Below are 19552 nucleotides of genomic sequence, written 5' to 3'. Positions count from 1 at the left end.
TCTGAAACTTATGTTTTCAGACGGCCTTTTCTCTTATACAATAGCTGCATTATTTTTCTATGAATAAAGGACACAGCCATGTTCGGTAAAAACCTGTTTGAAGAAGTGACCTCAAAATTGAGCGAAACCATCGCCAACAGCCCGGCCAAAGATGTTGAGAAAAATGTCAAAGCCATGTTGGGCAGCGCGTTTAACCGCATGGATTTGGTGACCCGTGAAGAATTCGATATCCAGCAGCAAGTGTTGATTAAAACCCGCACCAAATTGGTGGAGTTGGAAGCGCGTTTGGCCAAATTGGAAGCGGCGCAAAATCCTGCTGCAGCCGAAGACAGCGTAGTGGAAGAATCTGCCGCCAAAGTGGAAGCCGCCGTGGAATCAGTAACCAAAGCAGACAGCGCCGAATAAGGCCGTCTGAACCATGTCGCTCGCTTTGGTTTACAGCCGCGCTTTAAGCGGTATGAATGCACCGTTGGTCGAGGTGGAAGCCCATCTTGCCAACGGTTTGCCGCATTTCAATATTGTCGGGCTGCCCGATACCGAAGTAAAGGAAAGCCGTGACCGCGTGCGTGCGGCGATTATCCAAAGCGGCTTTGATTTTCCGGCGAAAAAAATCACCGTCAATCTGGCACCGGCCGATTTGCCCAAAGAATCCGGCCGGTTTGATTTGCCCATTGCCATCGGCATTTTGGCCGCTTCGGGGCAGATTTCGATGGAGAAACTGGCGCAATATGAATTTGCCGGCGAATTGGCTTTGTCGGGGATGTTGCGGCCTGTGCGCGGCGCATTGGCGATGGCGTGGCAGGGTATGCAGGCAGGGCGCGCTTTTGTGTTGCCGTCTGAAAACGCGCAACAAGCTGCTGTAATGAAAGGCATCACGGTTTACGGCGCGCAATCTTTAGGCGAAGTGGCGGCGCATTTAAACGCCATTGAGCCTTTGACGCAAACCGAATGCCCGAATCTCGACAGGCCGTCTGAAAGCGTAAACCTGCCGGATTTGAGTGATGTAAAAGGGCAACATACCGCACGTTTGGCTCTGGAAATTGCCGCTGCGGGCGGACACAGCTTATTGATGATGGGTCCGCCGGGTACGGGTAAATCGATGTTATCGCAGCGTTTGCCGGGCATTTTGCCGCCGTTGACCGAAGACGAATTGGTCGAAGTGTGGGCGTTGCGCTCATTGCTGCCTAATCATCAACAGGAACTCAGCCATGAGAGGCCGTTTCGTTCGCCCCATCACAGCGCCAGTTCGGCAGCAATGGTCGGCGGCGGCTCGGATCCAAGGCCGGGTGAGATTTCTTTAGCGCATCATGGTGTGTTGTTTCTCGATGAATTGCCCGAGTTTGACCGCAAAGTTTTAGAAGTGTTGCGCGAGCCGTTAGAAAACGGCGAAATCCATATTTCCCGCGCGGCGCGACAGGCGGTGTATCCGGCCAAATTCCAATTGGTGGCGGCGATGAATCCTTGTCCGTGCGGCTACCTTGGTCACCCGAACAAACCTTGCCGCTGCACGCCTGAGAGCGTGGCGCGTTACCGTAGCAAAATTTCAGGGCCGCTGCTTGACCGTATTGATTTAACCATTGAAGTGCCTAGCTTGCCTGCCGCAGAATTGATGCAGCAACAAGCAGGCGAATCCAGCGCCGATGTGTTGCAGCGGGTGTTGGCGGCGCGCGACAGACAATATGCGCGGCAGGGCAAAGTGAATGCCGCTTTGAGCGTGACCGAATTAGACAGCGTGGCCAATATCGAACAAGAAGCGTGCGATGCCTTGGGCGCGATGTTGGAAAAATTATCGCTCTCGGCGCGCAGTTTTCACCGCATCATGCGCGTGGCACGCACCTTGGCCGATTTGGCTGGAGACGATGCCGTTGACCGCAGCCATGTATTGAAAGCCATCAGCTTCCGCAGGGCGTTGTAAATCTGCACCAGCCAGAATAATAAACCCATAATGACCCATTTTTCAGACGGCCTGATAAATGGATACGCTCCCAAGCGGCCAGTGCATTATGCCGATATTTTGCCGAACATAAGAGATGTTGATAAAATGTCCTATCTGAATAGCGGACGGCGGTTCAGAGTGGTGGAAGACTTTGAGGCCGTCTGAAAAATAAAGGTACGTTATGAAAAAACAGACACAACATGGTAAAGGTATTGCCGGTTTTATTTCAGGGTTGCTGTTGGCAACTGCTGTGATTGTCGGCATTTTGTTTTTCTTAAACAAAGGCAATCAAAACCAATTTAAAGAGCTGGCGCAGCCGGAGCAAACTTTCGAGCCGGAAGTTTTGCAGCCGCAAACGCCGCCTAAACCGGTAGAAAAACCAGCTTCAGAAGAAGTACCTGTTACACCTGCCGAAACCGACAGCAAAGCCAGCGAAGCGGATACCGCTGCTTCAGAAGCGCAAGATACGCCGTCTGAAAGCGAAGCGCCTAAGGCTGATGAAAGCAAACCTGCTGCGCCTGCGGTAGTGCCTGTGCCGACACCGAAAGCGACTGTTGAGCCTAAAGTAACGGCTGATACCGAAGACGACCGTGACGCCGCCGAACGTGCCGCGCAAGAGCGTGAAGAACGTGCAGCTGCAGAGAAAAAAGCCGCTGAAGCCAAACGCAAAGCTGAGTTAGCACAAAAACGTGCGGAAAAAGCCAAAGCCGATAAAGCGGCCGCCGATAAAAAAGCCGCTGCTGAATTAACTGCCGAGCGAAAACTGGCTGAGAAAAAAGCTGCTGAGAAAAAAGCGGCTGAAAAGAAAGCCGCCGACAAGAAAGCAGCCGACAAGAAAGCAGCTGATAAAAAAGCCGCAGAGAAAAAAACGGCCAAGCCAACTCCTGAGCAAATCTTAAACAGCGGCAGCATTGAAAAAGCCCGCAAAGCCGCAGGTGAAGAAGCGAAGAAATCAAGCAAAGCGGCTGACAGTAAAGCGGCGACCAGCGCGAAATCTTCGGGTAAAAAAGTCATTGTGCAAATGGGTTCATACGGCGACCGCGCTTCTGCCGATGCGCAACGTGCCAAATTGGCGATGATGGGCGTACAGTCCAGCGTGGTGGAAGGTTCGGCCAACGGTAAGAAAGTGTACCGTCTGCAAAGCGGTGTGATGGCGCAAGATGCGGCTCAACGCGTGCAGCAAACGCTGAAGAAAAACGGCGTGAGCAGCTTTACCCGTTCGGCTCAATAAGGAATGATGATGAAAATGAAATTATTCTCGGCATTGATGGCCTTGTCTTTGGCCGGCATGGCGCAAGCCGCCACCGAAGGTAAGGATTACCAAGTGCTGGCTAAGCCGATTCCGCAGGTTCAGGCGGATAAGGTGGAAGTGTTGGAATTTTTCGGCTACTTCTGCGTGCATTGCTACCACTTGGATCCGGCGTTGTTGAAACACAGCCAATCGTTCGCCAAAGACACTTATTTGCGCACCGAGCATGTGGTGTGGCAGCCGGAAATGTTCGGCTTGGCGCGTGTCGCCGCTGCGGTAAACAGCTCCGGTTTAAAATACCAAGCCAATCCGGCGGTGTTTAAAGCGGTGTATGAGCAAAAAATAAATTTGGCCGACAGTGCTACGTTCAAACAATGGGCAGCGGCACAAAAAGGTTTTGACAGCAAAAAATTGGTGGCCGCTTATGATTCCGCCGCCAATCAAACCCAAGCCCAAAACATGCAGGATTTGACCGAAACCTACCGCATCGAAAGCACGCCGATGGTGATTGTTGGTGGTAAATATGAAGTGTTGTTCAACGGCGATTACCAAAACGGTATGAAAACCATTGATGCCTTGATTGCCAAAGTGCGCAGCGAGCGCGGTTTGAAGCAGGCAGGCAGCCGTGTGAAGAGCAAAGGCGCTGCTTTGGCCAAATCAGCCAATCATTGAGGCATCTACCGATTATCATCGATAACAAACAGGCAGTCTGAAAAGGCTGCCTGTATTTTTCAGGCCAACTTACATTCGCCTAACAAGTGCAATTTCCAATAACAGAAAAGGCCAGTATGCGGTAGTATACTGCCTTTCCTGACAAGAAAGATTGCAATATGACCTACACACAACTGACCTCACACCAAAGATACTACATTTCCAGACATTACCGCAACCTACCCCTAAACCAAATCGCACAGAACATCGGTTGTCATCCCGCCACCGTCAGTCGGGAAATCAGACGGCATTCCGTCAACGGAACCTACTGTTACCGAAAAGCACAACAGCAAAGCGAAGTTAAAAAGAAAAACAAAAAGCCAACCAAACTGACTACTGCCGTCAAACAGACTGTTAACAAACTGATTACCCAAAAATACAGCCCCGAACAAGTCTGCGGCTACCTGCTGAAACATCAACACATCAAACTGCACCACAGCACCCTTTACCGCTATCTCGCCAAAGACCGTCAAAACGGCGGCGACCTGTACACCCATCTGCGTATCGTTTCCAAACCCTACCGCAGACAATACGGCAGCGGTGCATGGACAAAAGGCAGCGTACCGGACAGAACCGACATTGAACACAGACCTGCCATTGTCGATCAAAAAGAGCGGGTCGGCGATTTCGAGATGGACACCATTGTCGGTAAAGATCAAAAAAGCGGACTGGTGGTTGCTGTTGAAAGAAAAACCAAATTTGTCGTTATCCGCAAAATCAGCAATTTCAAAGCAGAAGATGTAGCCCGGGTAGTGATTCGGGCATTGAAGCCGTTTAAAGATATCATTCAAACGATTACTTTGGATAACGGTAAAGAGTTTTACCGACATAAAACCTTTGCCAAAGCCCTGGGTGCGGAAACTTACTTCTGCCGTCCATACCATTCTTGGGAAAAAGGCTTGGTGGAGAATACCAACGGGCTGATCAGACAATACTTCCCAAAGGGGACGGATTTTAGGAAACTGGGTGCTAAAAAGATTAAAGCGGTTGAGGAGGCCCTTAACCGCCGACCGAGAAAGACATTGGACTATGAGACACCGGGTGATCTGTTTTCAGCAGCCCTTGCCAATGGCATTTGAGCGTTGCACTTGAAATGCGAATGTAAGCAAATTATAATGCTGGCTGAAAATGGTTTCAGACGGCATGAAACCATTTGACGTGAATATTGTCGTAAGCAATGTTTGATGAATGAAGCGGCTGAGTTTTCTTACTGATAGCAAATAGGCCGTCTGAAAGAGGTTTAATGGATATTATATTGTTGTTGAAGGCCCTGATTTTGGGCATTGTCGAAGGTTTGACCGAGTTTTTACCGATTTCGAGCACAGGGCACTTGATTGTGGTCGGCGATTTGCTGAATTTCCACAGCAATGGCAAAGTGTTTGAAATCGCGATTCAATTGGGCGCGGTGTTGGCGGTGATCTTTGAATACCGCCAACGTTTCAGCAAGATTATCCGCGGTATCGGCAAAGAGCGCACAGCGAATCGTTTTGTATTGAATCTGGCGGTGGCATTTGTGCCGGCGGCGGTGGTCGGTTTGCTGTTTAGCAAACAGATTAAGCTGTATTTGTTTAACCCGATTACCGTAGCAATGATGCTGGTGTTGGGCGGTTTCTTTATTTTGTGGGTGGAAAAGCGCCAACAAAGCCGTGCGCCGAAAGTGGTGAATGTCGATGATATGCGCCCGATTGATGCGTTTGTGGTCGGCTGTGCGCAGATTTGCGCTTTGGTGCCGGGCACATCGCGTTCGGGTAGTACCATCATGGGCGGCATGCTGTGGGGTTTGGAGCGCAAGGTAGCGACTGAGTTTTCATTCTTCTTGGCGGTGCCGATGATGATTGCGGCGACGTTTTACGATATTTTGAAACACTATAAGCTCTTCACCCTGCAAGACATCGGCTTGATTGCGGTTGGCTTTATCGCTGCGTTTTTTGCCGGTTTGCTGGCGGTAAAAGCCTTATTGAAATTCTTGGCAACCAAAAACTATGTGCCGTTTGCCTATTACCGAATTGTCTTTGGTGGCTTGATTCTGCTGACTTGGGCAATGGGCTGGGTGCAGTGGACTGAATAAATCAATAAGTTTATAGTCGTTTAAAATAAAAATCATACAGCGTTGTCAGCTCCCTTATGTACTGGGTGTACACGGCGGTCGCTGTCGCCTTGTCTGATTTCTATTTTAAAACGACTATAGAAAAGGCCGTCTGAATATTCAGACGGCCTTTTTTTATTGGAATCACTCAATAATTTCAGTAAATACAATCGGTTTGCCGCGACGGGTCAGTGTGGCGGACCCTTCCTGCACATGCCAGCGGGTGGAAAGGTTGCTGTATTCCACACCTTTTGCCCACGATTGGATTTGCTTCAGGCTCTCCACCGTGTTGCCCTGGCGTAGCTCTACCGTCATCGGGCTGTTGCTGTTGATGTAAACGGCGGTAATGCGCTGGCCGTTGGCGGCTTCGTAGTTCACGGAATAGGTTTCGGCTTCAGCCACAACCGGTATCGGTGCGGAAGGGCGCACGGCTTTATACGAACCGCAGGCGGTGCAAAGGGAAACCAATAAAAAAATGGCGGCGTGTCGAATCATGGCGTGCGTTTAGTAATGATGATGGGGGATTTCGCCGTCTAAATGATAGCGGATGCTGCAATACGGGCATTCAATGTCGCTGTTGGACTGAATCGGCAAAAACACGCGCGGGTGGCCGTTCCACGTTTCGTGTTTGGGGCCGGCGCAATGCAGCGGCAAATCTTGCGGCGTGATGTGGATAACGGGATTATCGGTAGTGTGTGACATGATGATTCCTTGGCAGTTTGCCGTTTATTGTACGCCAGAAGCGCAGGTTTGTGCATAAGCTTTGTCGATTTGAATACCACAAAAAAAGGCCGTCTGAAAGTATACGCTTTCAGACGGCCTTACATTCGCATTTCAAGTGCAACGCTCAAATGCCATTGGCAAGGGCTGCTGAAAACAGATCACCCGGTGTCTCATAGTCCAATGTCTTTCTCGGTCGGCGGTTAAGGGCCTCCTCAACCGCTTTAATCTTTTTAGCACCCAGTTTCCTAAAATCCGTCCCCTTTGGGAAGTATTGTCTGATCAGCCCGTTGGTATTCTCCACCAAGCCTTTTTCCCAAGAATGGTATGGACGGCAGAAGTAAGTTTCCGCACCCAGGGCTTTGGCAAAGGTTTTATGTCGGTAAAACTCTTTACCGTTATCCAAAGTAATCGTTTGAATGATATCTTTAAACGGCTTCAATGCCCGAATCACTACCCGGGCTACATCTTCTGCTTTGAAATTGCTGATTTTGCGGATAACGACAAATTTGGTTTTTCTTTCAACAGCAACCACCAGTCCGCTTTTTTGGTCTTTACCGACAATGGTGTCCATCTCGAAATCGCCGACCCGCTCTTTTTGATCGACAATGGCAGGTCTGTGTTCAATGTCGGTTCTGTCCGGTACGCTGCCTTTTGTCCATGCGCCGCTGCCGTATTTTCTGCGGTAGGGTTTGGAAACGATACGCAGATGGGTGTACAGGTCGCCGCCGTTTTGACGGTCTTTGGCGAGATAGCGGTAAAGGGTGCTGTGGTGCAGTTTGATGTGTTGATGTTTCAGCAGGTAGCCGCAGACTTGTTCGGGGCTGTATTTTTGGGTAATCAGTTTGTTAACAGTCTGTTTGACGGCAGTAGTCAGTTTGGTTGGCTTTTTGTTTTTCTTTTTAACTTCGCTTTGCTGTTGTGCTTTTCGGTAACAGTAGGTTCCGTTGACGGAATGCCGTCTGATTTCCCGACTGACGGTGGCGGGATGACAACCGATGTTCTGTGCGATTTGGTTTAGGGGTAGGTTGCGGTAATGTCTGGAAATGTAGTATCTTTGGTGTGAGGTCAGTTGTGTGTAGGCCATATTGCAATCTTTCTTGTCAGGAAAGGCAGTATACTACCGCATACTGGCCTTTTCTGTTATTGGAAATTGCACTTGTTAGGCGAATGTAAGGGCCTTTATATTTATCATTTAATAATTAGCACACTTCAACCAACCAGCCGTGTTTGTCTTCGGCCAAACCGTATTGGATGTCAGTGATGGCTTTGCGGATGGCGGTGCCGCGCGCTTGGCTTTGCACGTCGATTTCTTTGCCGTTAATCACGAATGAAGTCACCGGTGAGATCACGGCGGCGGTGCCGGTCAGGATGGCTTCGGCGCCGTTTTCAATCATGGTTTGCAATTCGTCAACGGTGAAGTTGCGCTCGGTCACTGTGTAGCCCAAGTCTTTGACTACGGTCAACACTGAATCGCGGGTCACGCCGTGCAGGAATTCGTCGGTCAGCGGTTTGGTCACCAATTCGTCGCCGTTGATGACGATGAAGTTGGAGGCGCCGGTTTCCTGTACGTCGCCGTTCGGGCAGAACAAAACTTGTGCCGCGCCGTGTTCTTCTTTCGCTTTCAACACCCAAGGCATGGCCGAAGCGTAGTTACCGCCGCATTTTACGCGACCCATGTGCGGGGCGCAGCGGATGTGTTCGGTTTCGACCAAAATTTTCACCGGCGAACCCATTTTGAAGTAGTCGCCCACCGGAGAAGCCAAGATATACAGCAGCGCGGTTTGCGATGGTGCACCGGCTTTGCCGATAATCGGGTCGGTGCCGATTAAGGTTGGGCGCAGGTATAAGGCGGCAGGTGCATCGGGGATTTCATCAGCGGCACGTTTTACCAATTCGATCAACGCATCCAAATAAGCTTCGGTTTCCGGTTTCGGCAAGTGCAGGATTTCTGCGCTTTGCTGCATGCGGGCGATGTTGGCAGTCGGGCGGAACATCACGATTTTCCCGTCAGCCTGACGGAAAGCTTTTAAACCTTCAAAACACTCGCTGCCATAGTGCAGGGCGTGCGCACCTGCCGGAATGGTCAAATCGCTTGAAGGCTGCCATTTGACTGGCTGCCATTGGTCGTCTGTAAATTCGATTACCGGCATTTCGGCGTGAAATACGCTGCCGAATACGGCTGGAACGGGTCTGCTCATGATAGTGCCTTTCTTATTCTTAAATGGTGTCAATTCGATAGATTAAAGGCTAAACAATACGCCTGTCGATATGGTTTTGGCAAGTGGAAAAAAGCGGATTTTTCATGCAAATTTTTGGCTGCCAAGATGGCAGAAGCCGAGCAGTCGGGCAATGTGTGGAAAACGGTTTGCTAAATTGTCAGCAATTAATGGTGAATAAAGGCCGAGACCTTTGCAAAATTTCGTGACTACCAATAAAAACCAAAGCCGTCGTCATTCCCGCGCAGGCGGGAATCCATCTTAGTGCTTAAGAAACCTTTTTATTCAATAGGTTTCTTGGATTGCAAATGGATTCCCGCCTGCGCGGGAATGACGGCGGTTATGTATGTTCTGGTATTCGGATGAGTTTTGCAAAAGTTGTAGGCCGTCTGTAAAGTACAGATGACGAACCTTTCTGCATGGTGCCGTTCTATCCTAAACCGAATAAATCGTTTAAACTTACACAGGATTATTTTCAGACGGCCTTATCCGCTTAGGCCGCATGAACGGAGACTTATCATGAAGATTGTTTACTTGATTATTAAAATTTTGATTTTGCTGGTGTTCTTACTATTGGCAGTGAGCAATACCCAAGTGGTGTCGTTTTTCTACCTGCCGGGGCAGAGCGTAGAAGTGCCGCTGATTGTGGTGTTGTTCGGCGCATTTGTGGTGGGCATTGTATTCGGTATGTTTGCGCTGTTTGGCCGTTTGCTCGGTTTGCGCAGCGAAGCCAACCGCCTGCGTGCCGAAGTGAAAAAACACGGCCGCATGACCGAGCAAGATATTCAGAAAGCCACGCCGACTGTGCCGGCGACCACAACCACACCGACCACAACTGACCTGATGCAGAAATAAGGATACGCATGGATAACGAATTATGGGTCATTTTGCTGCCGATTATCCTGTTGCCGGTGTTTTTTGCGATGGGCTGGTTTGCCGCGCGTGTGGACATGAAAACGGTGTTGAAACAGGCCAAAAGCATTCCGACCGGTTTCTATAGAAGCTTGGATGCGCTGGTTGACCGCAACAATGGCCGCGCTGCCCGAGAATTGGCTGAAGTGGTCGATCAGCAGCCGCAGTCTTACGATTTGAACCTGACCTTGGGCAAGCTTTACCGCCAGCGCGGTGAGAACGACAAGGCCATCACTATGCACCAAGCTTTGCTCGAATCACCTGATACGGTCAACGAAAAGCGCGAACGCGTGTTGTTTGAATTGGCACAAAACTACCAAAGCGCCGGTTTGGTTGACCGCGCCGAACAAATCTTCATCGGCTTGCTCGAAGGCGACATGGCGCGTGAAGCCCGCCACCATCTGATGAGCATTTACCAGCAAGACCGCGATTGGGCGAAAGCCATCGAAATGGCGCAATTGTTGAGCCATAACGAGCAGACTTATCAATTTGAGATTGCGCAGTTTTATTGCGAAATTGCCCACGGTGCGCTGTTTAAATCCAATTTTGACGTGGCGCGCTACAACGTGCAAAAAGCCTTGGAAGCGAATAAAAAATGTACCCGCGCGAATATGATTTTGGGTGACATCGAAGCCAAGCAGGGCAACTTTGCTGCTGCGGTGGAAGCCTACGGCGCGATTGAGCAGCAAAACCACTCATATTTGAGCATGGTCGGCGAGAAGATGTATGAAGCTTATGCCGCCCAAGGCCAGCAAGAAGAAGGTTTGAACCGCTTAATCGGCTACATGAAAACCTTCCCTGATTTAGACTTGATTAACGTCATCTACGAAAAAGCCTTATTGCTCAAAGGGGAAGCGGAAGCTGCCGCATTGGCCGTGGAATTGGTGCGCCAAAAACCGGATTTAAACGGCGTGTACCGTTTGCTCGGTTTAAAGCTGAGCGACATGCCGGCGGAATGGAAAGGCGATGCCGATATGATGCGCGCCGTGGTTGGCCGTCAATTACAAAAAAGCGTGATGTACCGCTGCCGCAATTGTCATTTCAAATCGCAGGTGTTTTTCTGGCATTGTCCGGCGTGTAACAAATGGGAAACCTTCACGCCGAATCGTATTGAAGTGTAAGTATTTAAATAATAAAGGCCGTCTGAAAAATATTTTTCAGACGGCCTTTTGATATGAAAGGCTTTACACGGCCACCGCCGCTTTAATATGCGGATGCGGATCGTAATCCACCAATTCAAAATCTTCAAAGGTGAATGCAAACAAATCTTTCACATCCGGATTGATTTTCATGGTCGGGAGCGGACGTGTATCACGGCTCAATTGCAGTTCGGCTTGTTCAAAGTGGTTGCTGTAAAGGTGGGCATCGCCGAAAGTATGGATAAATTCGCCTGCTTCCAAACCGCACACCTGTGCCACCATCATGGTCAGCAAGGCGTAGCTGGCAATGTTGAACGGCACGCCCAAGAAAATATCGGCGCTGCGTTGGTAGAGCTGGCAGGAAAGTTTGCCGTCGGCCACATAAAATTGAAACAGCGCATGGCAGGGTGGCAGAGCCATTTCATCAACCAAAGCCGGATTCCACGCCGAAACAATTAAGCGGCGGCTGTCGGGATTTTTTTTGATTTGTTCCACTACATTGGCGATTTGGTCGATGTGGCGGCCATCGGGTGCCGGCCAGCTGCGCCATTGATAGCCGTAAACCGGACCTAAGTCGCCGTTTTCATCGGCCCATTCGTCCCAAATCGATACATTATTGTCTTTCAGGTATTTGATGTTGGTGTCGCCTTTGAGAAACCACAGCAATTCATGAATGATGGAGCGCAGGTGCAGCTTTTTGGTGGTCAAAAGCGGAAAGCCTTGGCTTAAATCGAAGCGCATTTGGTGGCCGAACACAGAGCGCGTGCCAGTGCCGGTACGGTCGGATTTGTCGGTGCCCTGTTCGAGAACACGGCGCATGAGGTCGTGATAGGCTTTCATGGGGATTCCTTATGTTTGAATGGCTGTCATTTTAGCATTTCAGACGGCCTGATGCATGGAAATTGAATTGACTCGTTAAATAGCCGATTAAATAAGATTAAATTACAGCCAAAACTCATCAAATTGTTGACAAAATTTTGCTTTGTATCAATTTTGATGGAAATTTACACAATAAATTTTGGAAAAGTAGTTTTTTAATTACAGCTTATAATTTTATTTTTTATTTAAATTTTGAATAAATATTGCTAATATATTTTTATTTATTGATATAAAATTTTTGTAAACAAAAATTCATTTAAAATAATGTCAACAATTTTACAAAAAAATACTTGGCAGCGAAAAAAAATAAGGTTATATTTCATCCCACAAATTTCCTACTTTTGGATGAATTCCCATCCGATTATTTTTTGGAGCGTACCATGACCGATTTAAATGCCTTGTTCGATAAACTGAAAAAGAGCAACCCTAACCAAGAGCCGTTTCACCAAGCGGTAGAAGAAGTATTCGAAAGCTTGAAACCTTTCTTGAAAGACAACCCTAAATACACCCAGCAAAACCTGCTGGAGCGCATTGTTGAGCCTGAGCGTGTGGTGATGTTCCGCGTGACTTGGGTGGACGATAAAGGTGAAGTGCAAGTCAACCGCGGCTACCGCATTCAAATGAACTCTGCCATCGGCCCTTACAAAGGCGGTTTGCGCTTCCACCCGACTGTTGACTTGGGCGTGTTGAAATTCTTGGCTTTCGAACAAGTGTTCAAAAATGCCTTGACCACCTTGCCGATGGGCGGTGGTAAAGGTGGTTCGGATTTTGACCCTAAAGGTAAATCTGACGCTGAAGTGATGCGCTTCTGCCAAGCCTTCATGACCGAACTCTACCGCCACATCGGCCCGAACACCGACGTACCGGCCGGCGACATCGGCGTGGGCGGCCGCGAAATCGGTTTTTTGTATGGCCAATACAAAAAAATCCGCAACGAATTCGCTTCTGTGTTGACCGGTAAAGGTTTAACTTGGGGCGGCAGCTTGATTCGCCCGGAAGCCACCGGCTACGGCTGCGTGTATTTCGCACAATTCATGTTGGAAGCCAACAACGACAGCATGAAAGACAAAACCGTATTGATTTCCGGTTCAGGCAATGTTGCGCAATATGCGGCTGAAAAATCGATTCAATTGGGCGCGAAAGTGCTGACCGTTTCTGATTCCAACGGTTTCGTTCAATTTGCCGACAGTGGTATGACCGAAGCGCAATTGGCTGCCTTGATCGAATTGAAAGAAGTGCGCCGCGAGCGTTTGTCTGTGTACGCCAAAGAACAAGGCCTGCAATACTTCGAAGGTCAAAAACCTTGGGGCGTGGCTGCCGATGTGGCACTGCCTTGTGCGACTCAAAACGAATTGGATGAAGAAGCAGCCAAAACCTTGTTGGCCAACGGTTGTAAAGTGGTTGCCGAAGGCGCCAACATGCCGTCAACTTTGGGTGCAGTAAAACAATTCTTGGATGCGAAAATCCTGTACGCACCGGGCAAAGCATCGAACGCCGGTGGTGTAGCGACTTCTGGTTTGGAAATGAGCCAAAATGCCATCCGCCTGTGCTGGACGCGTGAAGAAGTGGATAAAAACCTGTTCAACATCATGAAAGACATCCACGAAAACTGTGTGAAATACGGCAAACGTGAAGACGGCAGCGTGAACTACGTTGACGGCGCAAACATTGCTGGTTTCGTGAAAGTGGCTGACGCGATGTTGGCACAAGGTATCTAATCGTTTTGTGATGTAAAGTCGTAAAATGAATCAAAGGCCGTCTGAAGTTTCAGACGGCCTTTGATTTTATTACCTTATTTTGATGGTTTAATCTTCGATAACGGCAAACTTGTCCCAATTGGCCTGCACGTAAGCCACAGCGGCGGCCATGTCTTCATCGGCGGTTTCGTAGTATTCGCCATCGAGTTCTTCAAAGTCGGTAAACTTGGCGCGGATATCGTCTAACGGCGTTTCCGCTTCGGCCAGTTGCTCGATTTCTTTGCCGTATTTTGCATACAGCGCTTTGGCTTTGTCTAATATTTTCGGTGTCGGTTTAATCCGCCAGCGGCGCAAGCTGTCGGCGACGGGATTGAGAAAAATGTATTCGCCGTAACCTGCCGCGATGAGTTGCACAAAGCCACCTTCCTGCACTTGGCTGTCGAGATAGCAATAGGCGGTTAAGGTGTGCTGCTCGTCGTTTAAAGAAGCCATGTCTTCATCACCGTTTTGCGCGGTGTGGTCGAGATAGGCTGCGCTTAAGGTGTAGAGAAACTCGGCGGGGTCGTTGGGATTGAGTTCGTCGCGTTGGAATAAAGTGGTCATGTCAGGCCGTCTGAAAAAATGGGAATGAGCACATTATAAGAAAACGGGCAGGGTTGGGGAATAGGGATAATGGTTCAGACGGCCTGATTTATTCGTCCTCTTAAATGTGTTATCGTGAGGCTATTATATAAAGGAAACCACCATGCACACACTTCCCCTGAAAGCAGCGCGTTTTGCCACGCTGCCCAACACGTTTTACAGCACGGTCAAACCCGAGCCGTTGAATCAGCCGTATTGGATTGCGGTAAACGAAACCTTGTTGAATGAATTAAACATGCCGTCTGAAAGTTTTCAGACGGCCTCAAACCTTGCTTATCTTGCCGGCAGCGCGGCGGAATATCAGCCGCAGCCCATTGCAACGGTGTACAGCGGCCATCAATTCGGCGGCTACACACCGCGTCTGGGTGACGGGCGCGCCTTGCTGCTGGGTGAATCTGTAGATGATAACGGCAATACATGGGAATGGCAGTTGAAAGGCGCGGGCAAAACGCCGTATTCACGCTTTGCCGACGGCAGGGCGGTATTGCGCTCGAGCGTGCGCGAATATTTGTGTTCCGAAGCCATGCACGGACTGAAGATTCCGACCACGCGCGCCTTGGCTTTGGTCGGCAGCGATGACGAAGTGTACCGCGAAACAGTAGAAACCGCCGCCGTGGTCACCCGCATTGCACCGAGCTTTATCCGTTTCGGCCACTTTGAATATTTTTTCTACACCGGTCGCGAAGCCGAGCTGAAAACGCTGGCTGATTTTGTGATAGACCATGATTACCCCGAATGCCGCGAAGCCGATAATCCTTATCTGGCCATGCTGCAAGCGGTGGCCGAAAGAACTGCCGAAACCGTTGCCGCGTGGCAGAGCGTTGGTTTTTGTCACGGCGTGATGAATACCGACAACATGTCGATACTCGGTCTGACCATCGATTACGGCCCGTTTGGCTTTATGGAAGGCTACGACCGCCGCCACGTCTGCAATCATTCCGACCACGAAGGCCGCTATGCCTACCATGCCCAGCCTTACATCGCGCATTGGAATCTGGCGGCGTTGGCTAATTGCTTTGAATCGTTGGTGCCGGAAAATGAACTCAACGATTTATTGGAACAATGGCCGGATACCTTTCAGACGGCCTATCTCAAACGCATGCGCCCGAAACTCGGTTTGCTGACCGAGCAGGCAGATGATGCGGAATTGATTGCCGATATGTTTGCCGCGCTGCAAGATAAAAAAGTCGATTTCACTTTGTTTTTCAGAAAGCTAAGTGAAGTTAGCAATGTGCATGATGACGCGTTGCCGTCTGAATTAATGGCCTTGTTTGGTGAGCAGAATCCGCAATTATTTATCCGCTGGGTCGGCCGCTACCGCCAACGCCTGCGTGCCGAAAACAACGACCATGCAGCCCGTAAATTGCGCATGGGTCAGGCTAATCCGCTGTATGTGTTGCGCAATTATCTGGCGCAACAAGCCATCGAGTTGGCCAAGCGTGGTGACTACCGCGAAATCGAACGCCTGCGCCGCTGCTTAGAAAATCCGTTTGACGAGCGGCTGGAGTTTGCCGATTTCGCCCAGCCTGCGCCGGAATGGGCGGAGGGGATTGCGGTGAGTTGCTCGAGTTAAAATAACAAGGCCGAGACCTTTGCAAAACTGATGAATCATTAATAAAAACCAAAACTGCCTTCATTCCCGCGCAGGCGGGAATCCATTTTTCAGCATGATAAGCTATTGGATAAAATAGGTTTCTTAAATTTTGAGATGGATTCCCGCCTGCGCGGGAATGACGTCGGTTTTGTATGTGCAAGCTTTTTAAAGGAGTTTTGCAAAGGTATCAGGCTTCATGTAAAAGGCCGTCTGAAACGAGTATTTGGTTTCAGACGGCCTTTTTATTCAATCATTTATCAAGCTGGTTCGGCCATTTGCAGCGCTTGTTGGATGTCTACCGACACAATCCGCGACACGCCTTTTTCCTGCATGGTCACGCCGACAAGTTGTTCGGCCATTTCCATGGTCAGGCGGTTGTGCGAGATGTAGAGGAACTGGGTTTGCGCCGACATTTCCTTCACCAGATTGCAGAAGCGCGAGGTGTTGGCATCATCGAGTGGCGCATCCACTTCGTCGAGCAGGCAGAACGGCGCGGGGTTGAGGCTGAACAGGGCAAACACCAAGCTCATGGCGGTAAGAGCCTTTTCGCCGCCGGAGAGCAGGTGGATGGTGCTGTTTTTCTTGCCGGGCGGGCGCGCCATGATTGACACGCCGGCAGTAAGCAGGTCGTCGCCAATCATTTTCAGCACCGCTTCGCCGCCGCCAAACAGGGTCGGGAAGAAGGTTTGCACTTTTTCGTTGACCGCATCGAAAGTTTCTTTGAAACGCGCTTTGGTTTTGTCGTCGATTTGGCCGATGGCTTCTTCAAGCAGGTCAATCGCGGCTTGTACGTCTTCACTTTGGCTGCGGTAATAATTGTCGCGTTCGCGTGCTTCTTCCAATTCTTGCAAGGCGGCGAGATTGACCGCGCCCAAGGCTTCGATTTGCTGCGCGAGGCTGCCGATTTGGTTGTTTAACACGTTCAGACGGCCTGCTTCTTTGGCCAAGGTTTCCAATTGTGCTAAATCGGCGTTGCGCTCGGTCAGGTTTTGGTGGAAACGTTTGGCGTTAATTAAGGCTTCCTGCTGCTGGAGTAAAGCGGTTTGCGTGGCGGCCTGAAGCTGAGGCAATTTGGCCTGCAAGGTTTGCTGGCGGGCATATTGCTCGCGACCTTGTGTTTGGGTTTGGTTCAAGGCTTCCTGCAACACGGCGTATTCTTCATCGAGCGTTTGCACGGCTTCGCTCAATTCTTCGAGCTTGATGTGCTGCTCGTCATCCTGCATTTCGCTTTCGTAGGCCAGCGCCAATTCTTGCTGGCGTTCCTGCAAATCCAAAGCTTGTTCGTCTAAGCGCGTAAGCTGCTGTTGCAGATTGTGTTTTTGCTGTTGTAGCTTGTGTGCGGCCACTTCGGCCAAACCGTAGCGGCGGTTGGCTTCAAGTAGGGCGAGTTGCGCCTGTTTCAGACGGCCTTGCTGGGTTTGGCGGTCGGTAGAAAGGCTGTGTTGCTGGTGTTCCAATTCGGCAACAGCTTCGAGCAGAGCGGCGATGTCGTCTTCAAGGCCGTCTGAAGACTGGCTCAGAATCATTTGCTCTTCTTCAAGTTGCGCCAATTCCTGCGTGATGTGCTCGCGGCGGATTTGGCCTTGGTTGGTGCGTGCCAACAATTCGGCGGCACGCTGCTGCGCTTGGTGGTATTGCTGGGTGTGTTGTTTTTGCTGTTGGGTCAGGTTTTTATGATGGTTTTCAGCGGCTTGCAACGCAGCTTGCGCTTGGTCACGGGTTTGTTCGACAGCGGCCAGTTGCGGTGCGGTTTGGGCGAGTTCGGTGGTGAGTTCGTCCAAACGGGCTTTCTGCGCAATCAGGTTTTCCTGCGCGGGTTTGGCGTAAAGCAACACGCTGACTTTATCGACCTGATGGCCTTCGGGCGTGAGCCAGATTTGCTGGCCGCTCAAATCGTTTTGATGGGCAAGGGCGTAATCCAAATTCGGGGCGCACAATATGCCATCGAGCCAATGATGCAAGGCCGTCTGAAAAGGTGGCTGGGCTTGGATTTGGTTCAACAAGGCTTGCGCAGGCAGTGATTTTTTCAAGCCACCGGTCAGTTTGTCGCTCAACCATGCGGCCTGACTGCTTGGCAAGGGTGAAGGCGGGTTGAAAGTATCGGGCACGGCGCGCGCGTGCAGGCGTTCGGCCAGTATCACGCTCAAGGCATGCTGCCAATCGGCCGGTGCGCTGATGTGTTGCCACAGTTGCGGCGCGTTGTCATGCGTGGTGTTTTGCCAAAAGTCAGCGGCTTCTTGCGTTTGCGCCAATAATTGCGATAAGGCCTGTTGTTGGGCTTGCAGGGTGATGTGTTGTTGCTGCAAGGTTTGGCAATGATTCGAGGCCGTCTGAAAACCATCGCGCAGGGTGATTAATTGTTCTTCGGCGGCAAGGATTTGTTCTTCGTAATGCTCTTGCTGGCTTTGTAATAAAGCGGCTTGCTCTTGCGCGGCGGTGGTTTCGCTGTCGTCGGGCAGGTTTAAGGCTTGGCTTTCCTGTTTTAGACGGCCTTTGCGTGTTTCATGCTGCTGAACGGTTTGTTTGGCGTGGGCAAGCTGTTGCTGCTTCAGAGCCAATTCGCGTTTGATGCGGCCGGTTTCGTCTTGCTGGGCTTGGTAGGCGGCATTGAGCGCGGCTTGGGCTTCTTCCAATTCGGGCAGTTGGGCTTCGTACTCGGCCACTTGCATGGCGAGTTCGGCCAGCTCGATTTGTTTTTCTTCGTTTTGAATGTCGGTGTCTTCAAGCTGGGCGCGGATTTGCTGCTGCTCTTGGTGAATGCGCTGCAATTGCGCTTGCGCGGCTTGGCGGTCGCGTTCGATGCGCTGGCTCAGGCTGCGTTGGTGGCGCATTTGTTCTTCCAAACGGGCAATCTGCTCGCGCAATACGCCGCGGCGGTTGCTCAAATCATGCACGCTTTGCTGCTGCGCTTGTTCGGCAGCCTGCAGGGCGTGTACTTCGTCCATCAGGGTTTGGATTTGCGCGGCGGTTTCGTCCTGTTGCGCTTGCAGCGATTGATGTTGCGCGGTAGCTTTGTCGGCGGTGGCCAGTGCTTGATGCCACTGGGTGTAGTCGAGCAAATCCTGCTGCTGGTTGAGTTGGGCGGTGAGGGCTTTGTAGCGCTCGGCGGTCTCGGCCTGTTTTTCCAGCTTTTCAACCTGACGCGCCAATTCGTTTTGTAAGTCGCTCAAGCGCTGCAAATGTTCGCGCGTGTCTTTCAGACGGCCTTCGGTTTCTTTGCGACGCTCTTTATATTTGGATACGCCCGCCGCTTCTTCTATATAAGCACGCAATTCTTCCGGTCGCGCTTCGATGATGCGTGAAATCATGCCTTGTTCAATCACAGCATATCCGCGCGCGCCCACGCCGGTGCCCAAAAATAAATCGGTAATGTCGCGGCGGCGCACCACTTGGTTATTGATGTAGTAAGTGGAATCGCCTTGACGGGTAAGCTGGCGCTTGATGCTGACTTCAGCATACTGCCCCCACGCGCCTTGCAGGGTGTGGTCACTGTTGTCAAACACCAATTCTACCGAAGCGCGAGGTGCAGGACGTCGGGTAGCTGCACCGTTAAAAATCACGTCCTGCATGCTTTCGCCGCGCAATTGTTTGGCGGAAGCCTCACCCAACACCCAGCGCACGGCATCAATCACATTCGATTTGCCGCAGCCGTTGGGGCCAATTACAGCAACCAGTTGGCCCGGTAGATGAATGGTGGTCGGGTCGGTAAAGGATTTGAAGCCGGAGAGTTTGATATGGGTCAGGCGCATGATTTTCTTAGAAAATGGG

At 50.5% G+C, this 19552-nt stretch carries 17 protein-coding genes; 10 read left to right on the top strand and 7 right to left on the bottom strand.

Annotation, left to right across the window (positions count from 1 at the left end; all coding sequences use genetic code 11):
• The first annotated feature begins 78 nt into the window (after positions 1–78).
• The 6 genes from GJV52_RS03040 to GJV52_RS03015 all read left to right on the top strand — a co-directional run bounded on the left by GJV52_RS03040 (position 79) and on the right by GJV52_RS03015 (position 5964).
• Positions 79–405, top strand: a complete 327-nt coding sequence (locus GJV52_RS03040) for an accessory factor UbiK family protein (RefSeq protein WP_095501633.1) — start codon at positions 79–81, stop codon at positions 403–405.
• Between the two features lie 13 nt (positions 406–418).
• Positions 419–1915, top strand: coding sequence for a YifB family Mg chelatase-like AAA ATPase (locus tag GJV52_RS03035; RefSeq protein WP_095501634.1), 1497 nt, complete (start codon positions 419–421; stop codon positions 1913–1915).
• 202 nt (positions 1916–2117) lie between these two features.
• Entirely contained in the window at positions 2118–3167 is a 1050-nt protein-coding gene (locus tag GJV52_RS03030; RefSeq protein ID WP_095501635.1) for an SPOR domain-containing protein, read from the top strand.
• A 3-nt stretch (positions 3168–3170) separates the two neighbouring features.
• Positions 3171–3857 (top strand): thiol:disulfide interchange protein DsbA/DsbL, encoded by a 687-nt coding sequence (locus tag GJV52_RS03025; protein WP_100563548.1) that lies wholly within the window; start codon positions 3171–3173, stop codon positions 3855–3857.
• A 158-nt stretch (positions 3858–4015) separates the two neighbouring features.
• Complete coding sequence (locus tag GJV52_RS03020) at positions 4016–4975, top strand: IS30 family transposase (RefSeq protein WP_154212855.1); 960 nt, start codon at positions 4016–4018, stop codon at positions 4973–4975.
• 164 nt (positions 4976–5139) lie between these two features.
• Entirely contained in the window at positions 5140–5964 is an 825-nt protein-coding gene (locus tag GJV52_RS03015) for an undecaprenyl-diphosphate phosphatase (RefSeq protein WP_095501637.1), read from the top strand.
• Positions 5965–6126: 162 nt separating this feature from the next.
• On the opposite strand, the gene GJV52_RS03010 is transcribed toward GJV52_RS03015, so the two are convergent.
• From GJV52_RS03010 to ilvE, 4 genes are all read right to left on the bottom strand, one after another.
• On the bottom strand, positions 6127–6474 hold the full coding sequence (locus tag GJV52_RS03010; protein ID WP_369832078.1) for an MliC family protein: 348 nt from the start codon (positions 6472–6474) through the stop codon (positions 6127–6129).
• A gap of 12 nt (positions 6475–6486) precedes the next feature.
• Positions 6487–6684 carry a zinc-finger domain-containing protein gene (locus GJV52_RS03005; RefSeq protein ID WP_095502199.1) on the bottom strand — a complete coding sequence of 66 codons (198 nt, stop codon included), beginning with the start codon at positions 6682–6684 and terminating at the stop codon, positions 6487–6489.
• A 145-nt stretch (positions 6685–6829) separates the two neighbouring features.
• Positions 6830–7789, bottom strand: a complete 960-nt coding sequence (locus tag GJV52_RS03000) for an IS30 family transposase (RefSeq protein ID WP_154143172.1) — start codon at positions 7787–7789, stop codon at positions 6830–6832.
• Between the two features lie 115 nt (positions 7790–7904).
• Positions 7905–8903 (bottom strand): branched-chain-amino-acid transaminase, encoded by a 999-nt coding sequence (gene ilvE, locus GJV52_RS02995; RefSeq protein WP_100564347.1) that lies wholly within the window; start codon positions 8901–8903, stop codon positions 7905–7907.
• Between the two features lie 537 nt (positions 8904–9440).
• Here ilvE and GJV52_RS02990 point away from each other — a divergent pair.
• Positions 9441–9776 (top strand): LapA family protein, encoded by a 336-nt coding sequence (locus tag GJV52_RS02990; protein ID WP_100564345.1) that lies wholly within the window; start codon positions 9441–9443, stop codon positions 9774–9776.
• Positions 9777–9784: 8 nt separating this feature from the next.
• A complete protein-coding gene (gene lapB / locus GJV52_RS02985; protein WP_095503781.1) occupies positions 9785–10954 on the top strand; it encodes a lipopolysaccharide assembly protein LapB in 1170 nt (389 codons plus the stop codon).
• Positions 10955–11017: 63 nt separating this feature from the next.
• Here lapB and GJV52_RS02980 read toward each other — a convergent pair whose 3' ends face one another.
• On the bottom strand, positions 11018–11812 hold the full coding sequence (locus GJV52_RS02980; protein WP_100564343.1) for a thymidylate synthase: 795 nt from the start codon (positions 11810–11812) through the stop codon (positions 11018–11020).
• Positions 11813–12231: 419 nt separating this feature from the next.
• On the opposite strand from GJV52_RS02980, the gene gdhA reads away from it, so the two are divergent.
• Positions 12232–13569 carry an NADP-specific glutamate dehydrogenase gene (gene gdhA, locus GJV52_RS02975; protein WP_100564349.1) on the top strand — a complete coding sequence of 446 codons (1338 nt, stop codon included), beginning with the start codon at positions 12232–12234 and terminating at the stop codon, positions 13567–13569.
• An 87-nt stretch (positions 13570–13656) separates the two neighbouring features.
• Here gdhA and GJV52_RS02970 read toward each other — a convergent pair whose 3' ends face one another.
• Entirely contained in the window at positions 13657–14151 is a 495-nt protein-coding gene (locus tag GJV52_RS02970) for a DMP19 family protein (RefSeq protein WP_095503783.1), read from the bottom strand.
• 142 nt (positions 14152–14293) lie between these two features.
• Between GJV52_RS02970 and GJV52_RS02965 the strand changes: the two genes are divergently transcribed.
• A complete protein-coding gene (locus GJV52_RS02965) occupies positions 14294–15763 on the top strand; it encodes a protein adenylyltransferase SelO (RefSeq protein ID WP_100564341.1) in 1470 nt (489 codons plus the stop codon).
• 278 nt (positions 15764–16041) lie between these two features.
• Here GJV52_RS02965 and smc read toward each other — a convergent pair whose 3' ends face one another.
• The gene (gene smc / locus GJV52_RS02960) at positions 16042–19533 is read right to left on the bottom strand and encodes a chromosome segregation protein SMC (RefSeq protein ID WP_100564339.1); all 3492 of its coding nucleotides are present in this window, start codon (positions 19531–19533) and stop codon (positions 16042–16044) included.
• Positions 19534–19552: the final 19 nt, after the last annotated feature.

The organism is Neisseria brasiliensis, from assembly GCF_009671065.1.
In the GTDB taxonomy this organism is placed as follows: Bacteria; Pseudomonadota; Gammaproteobacteria; order Burkholderiales; family Neisseriaceae; genus Neisseria; species Neisseria brasiliensis.
Note: the sequence above shows the minus strand (reverse complement) of the source record. Positions and strands in the feature narration are given on the sequence as shown.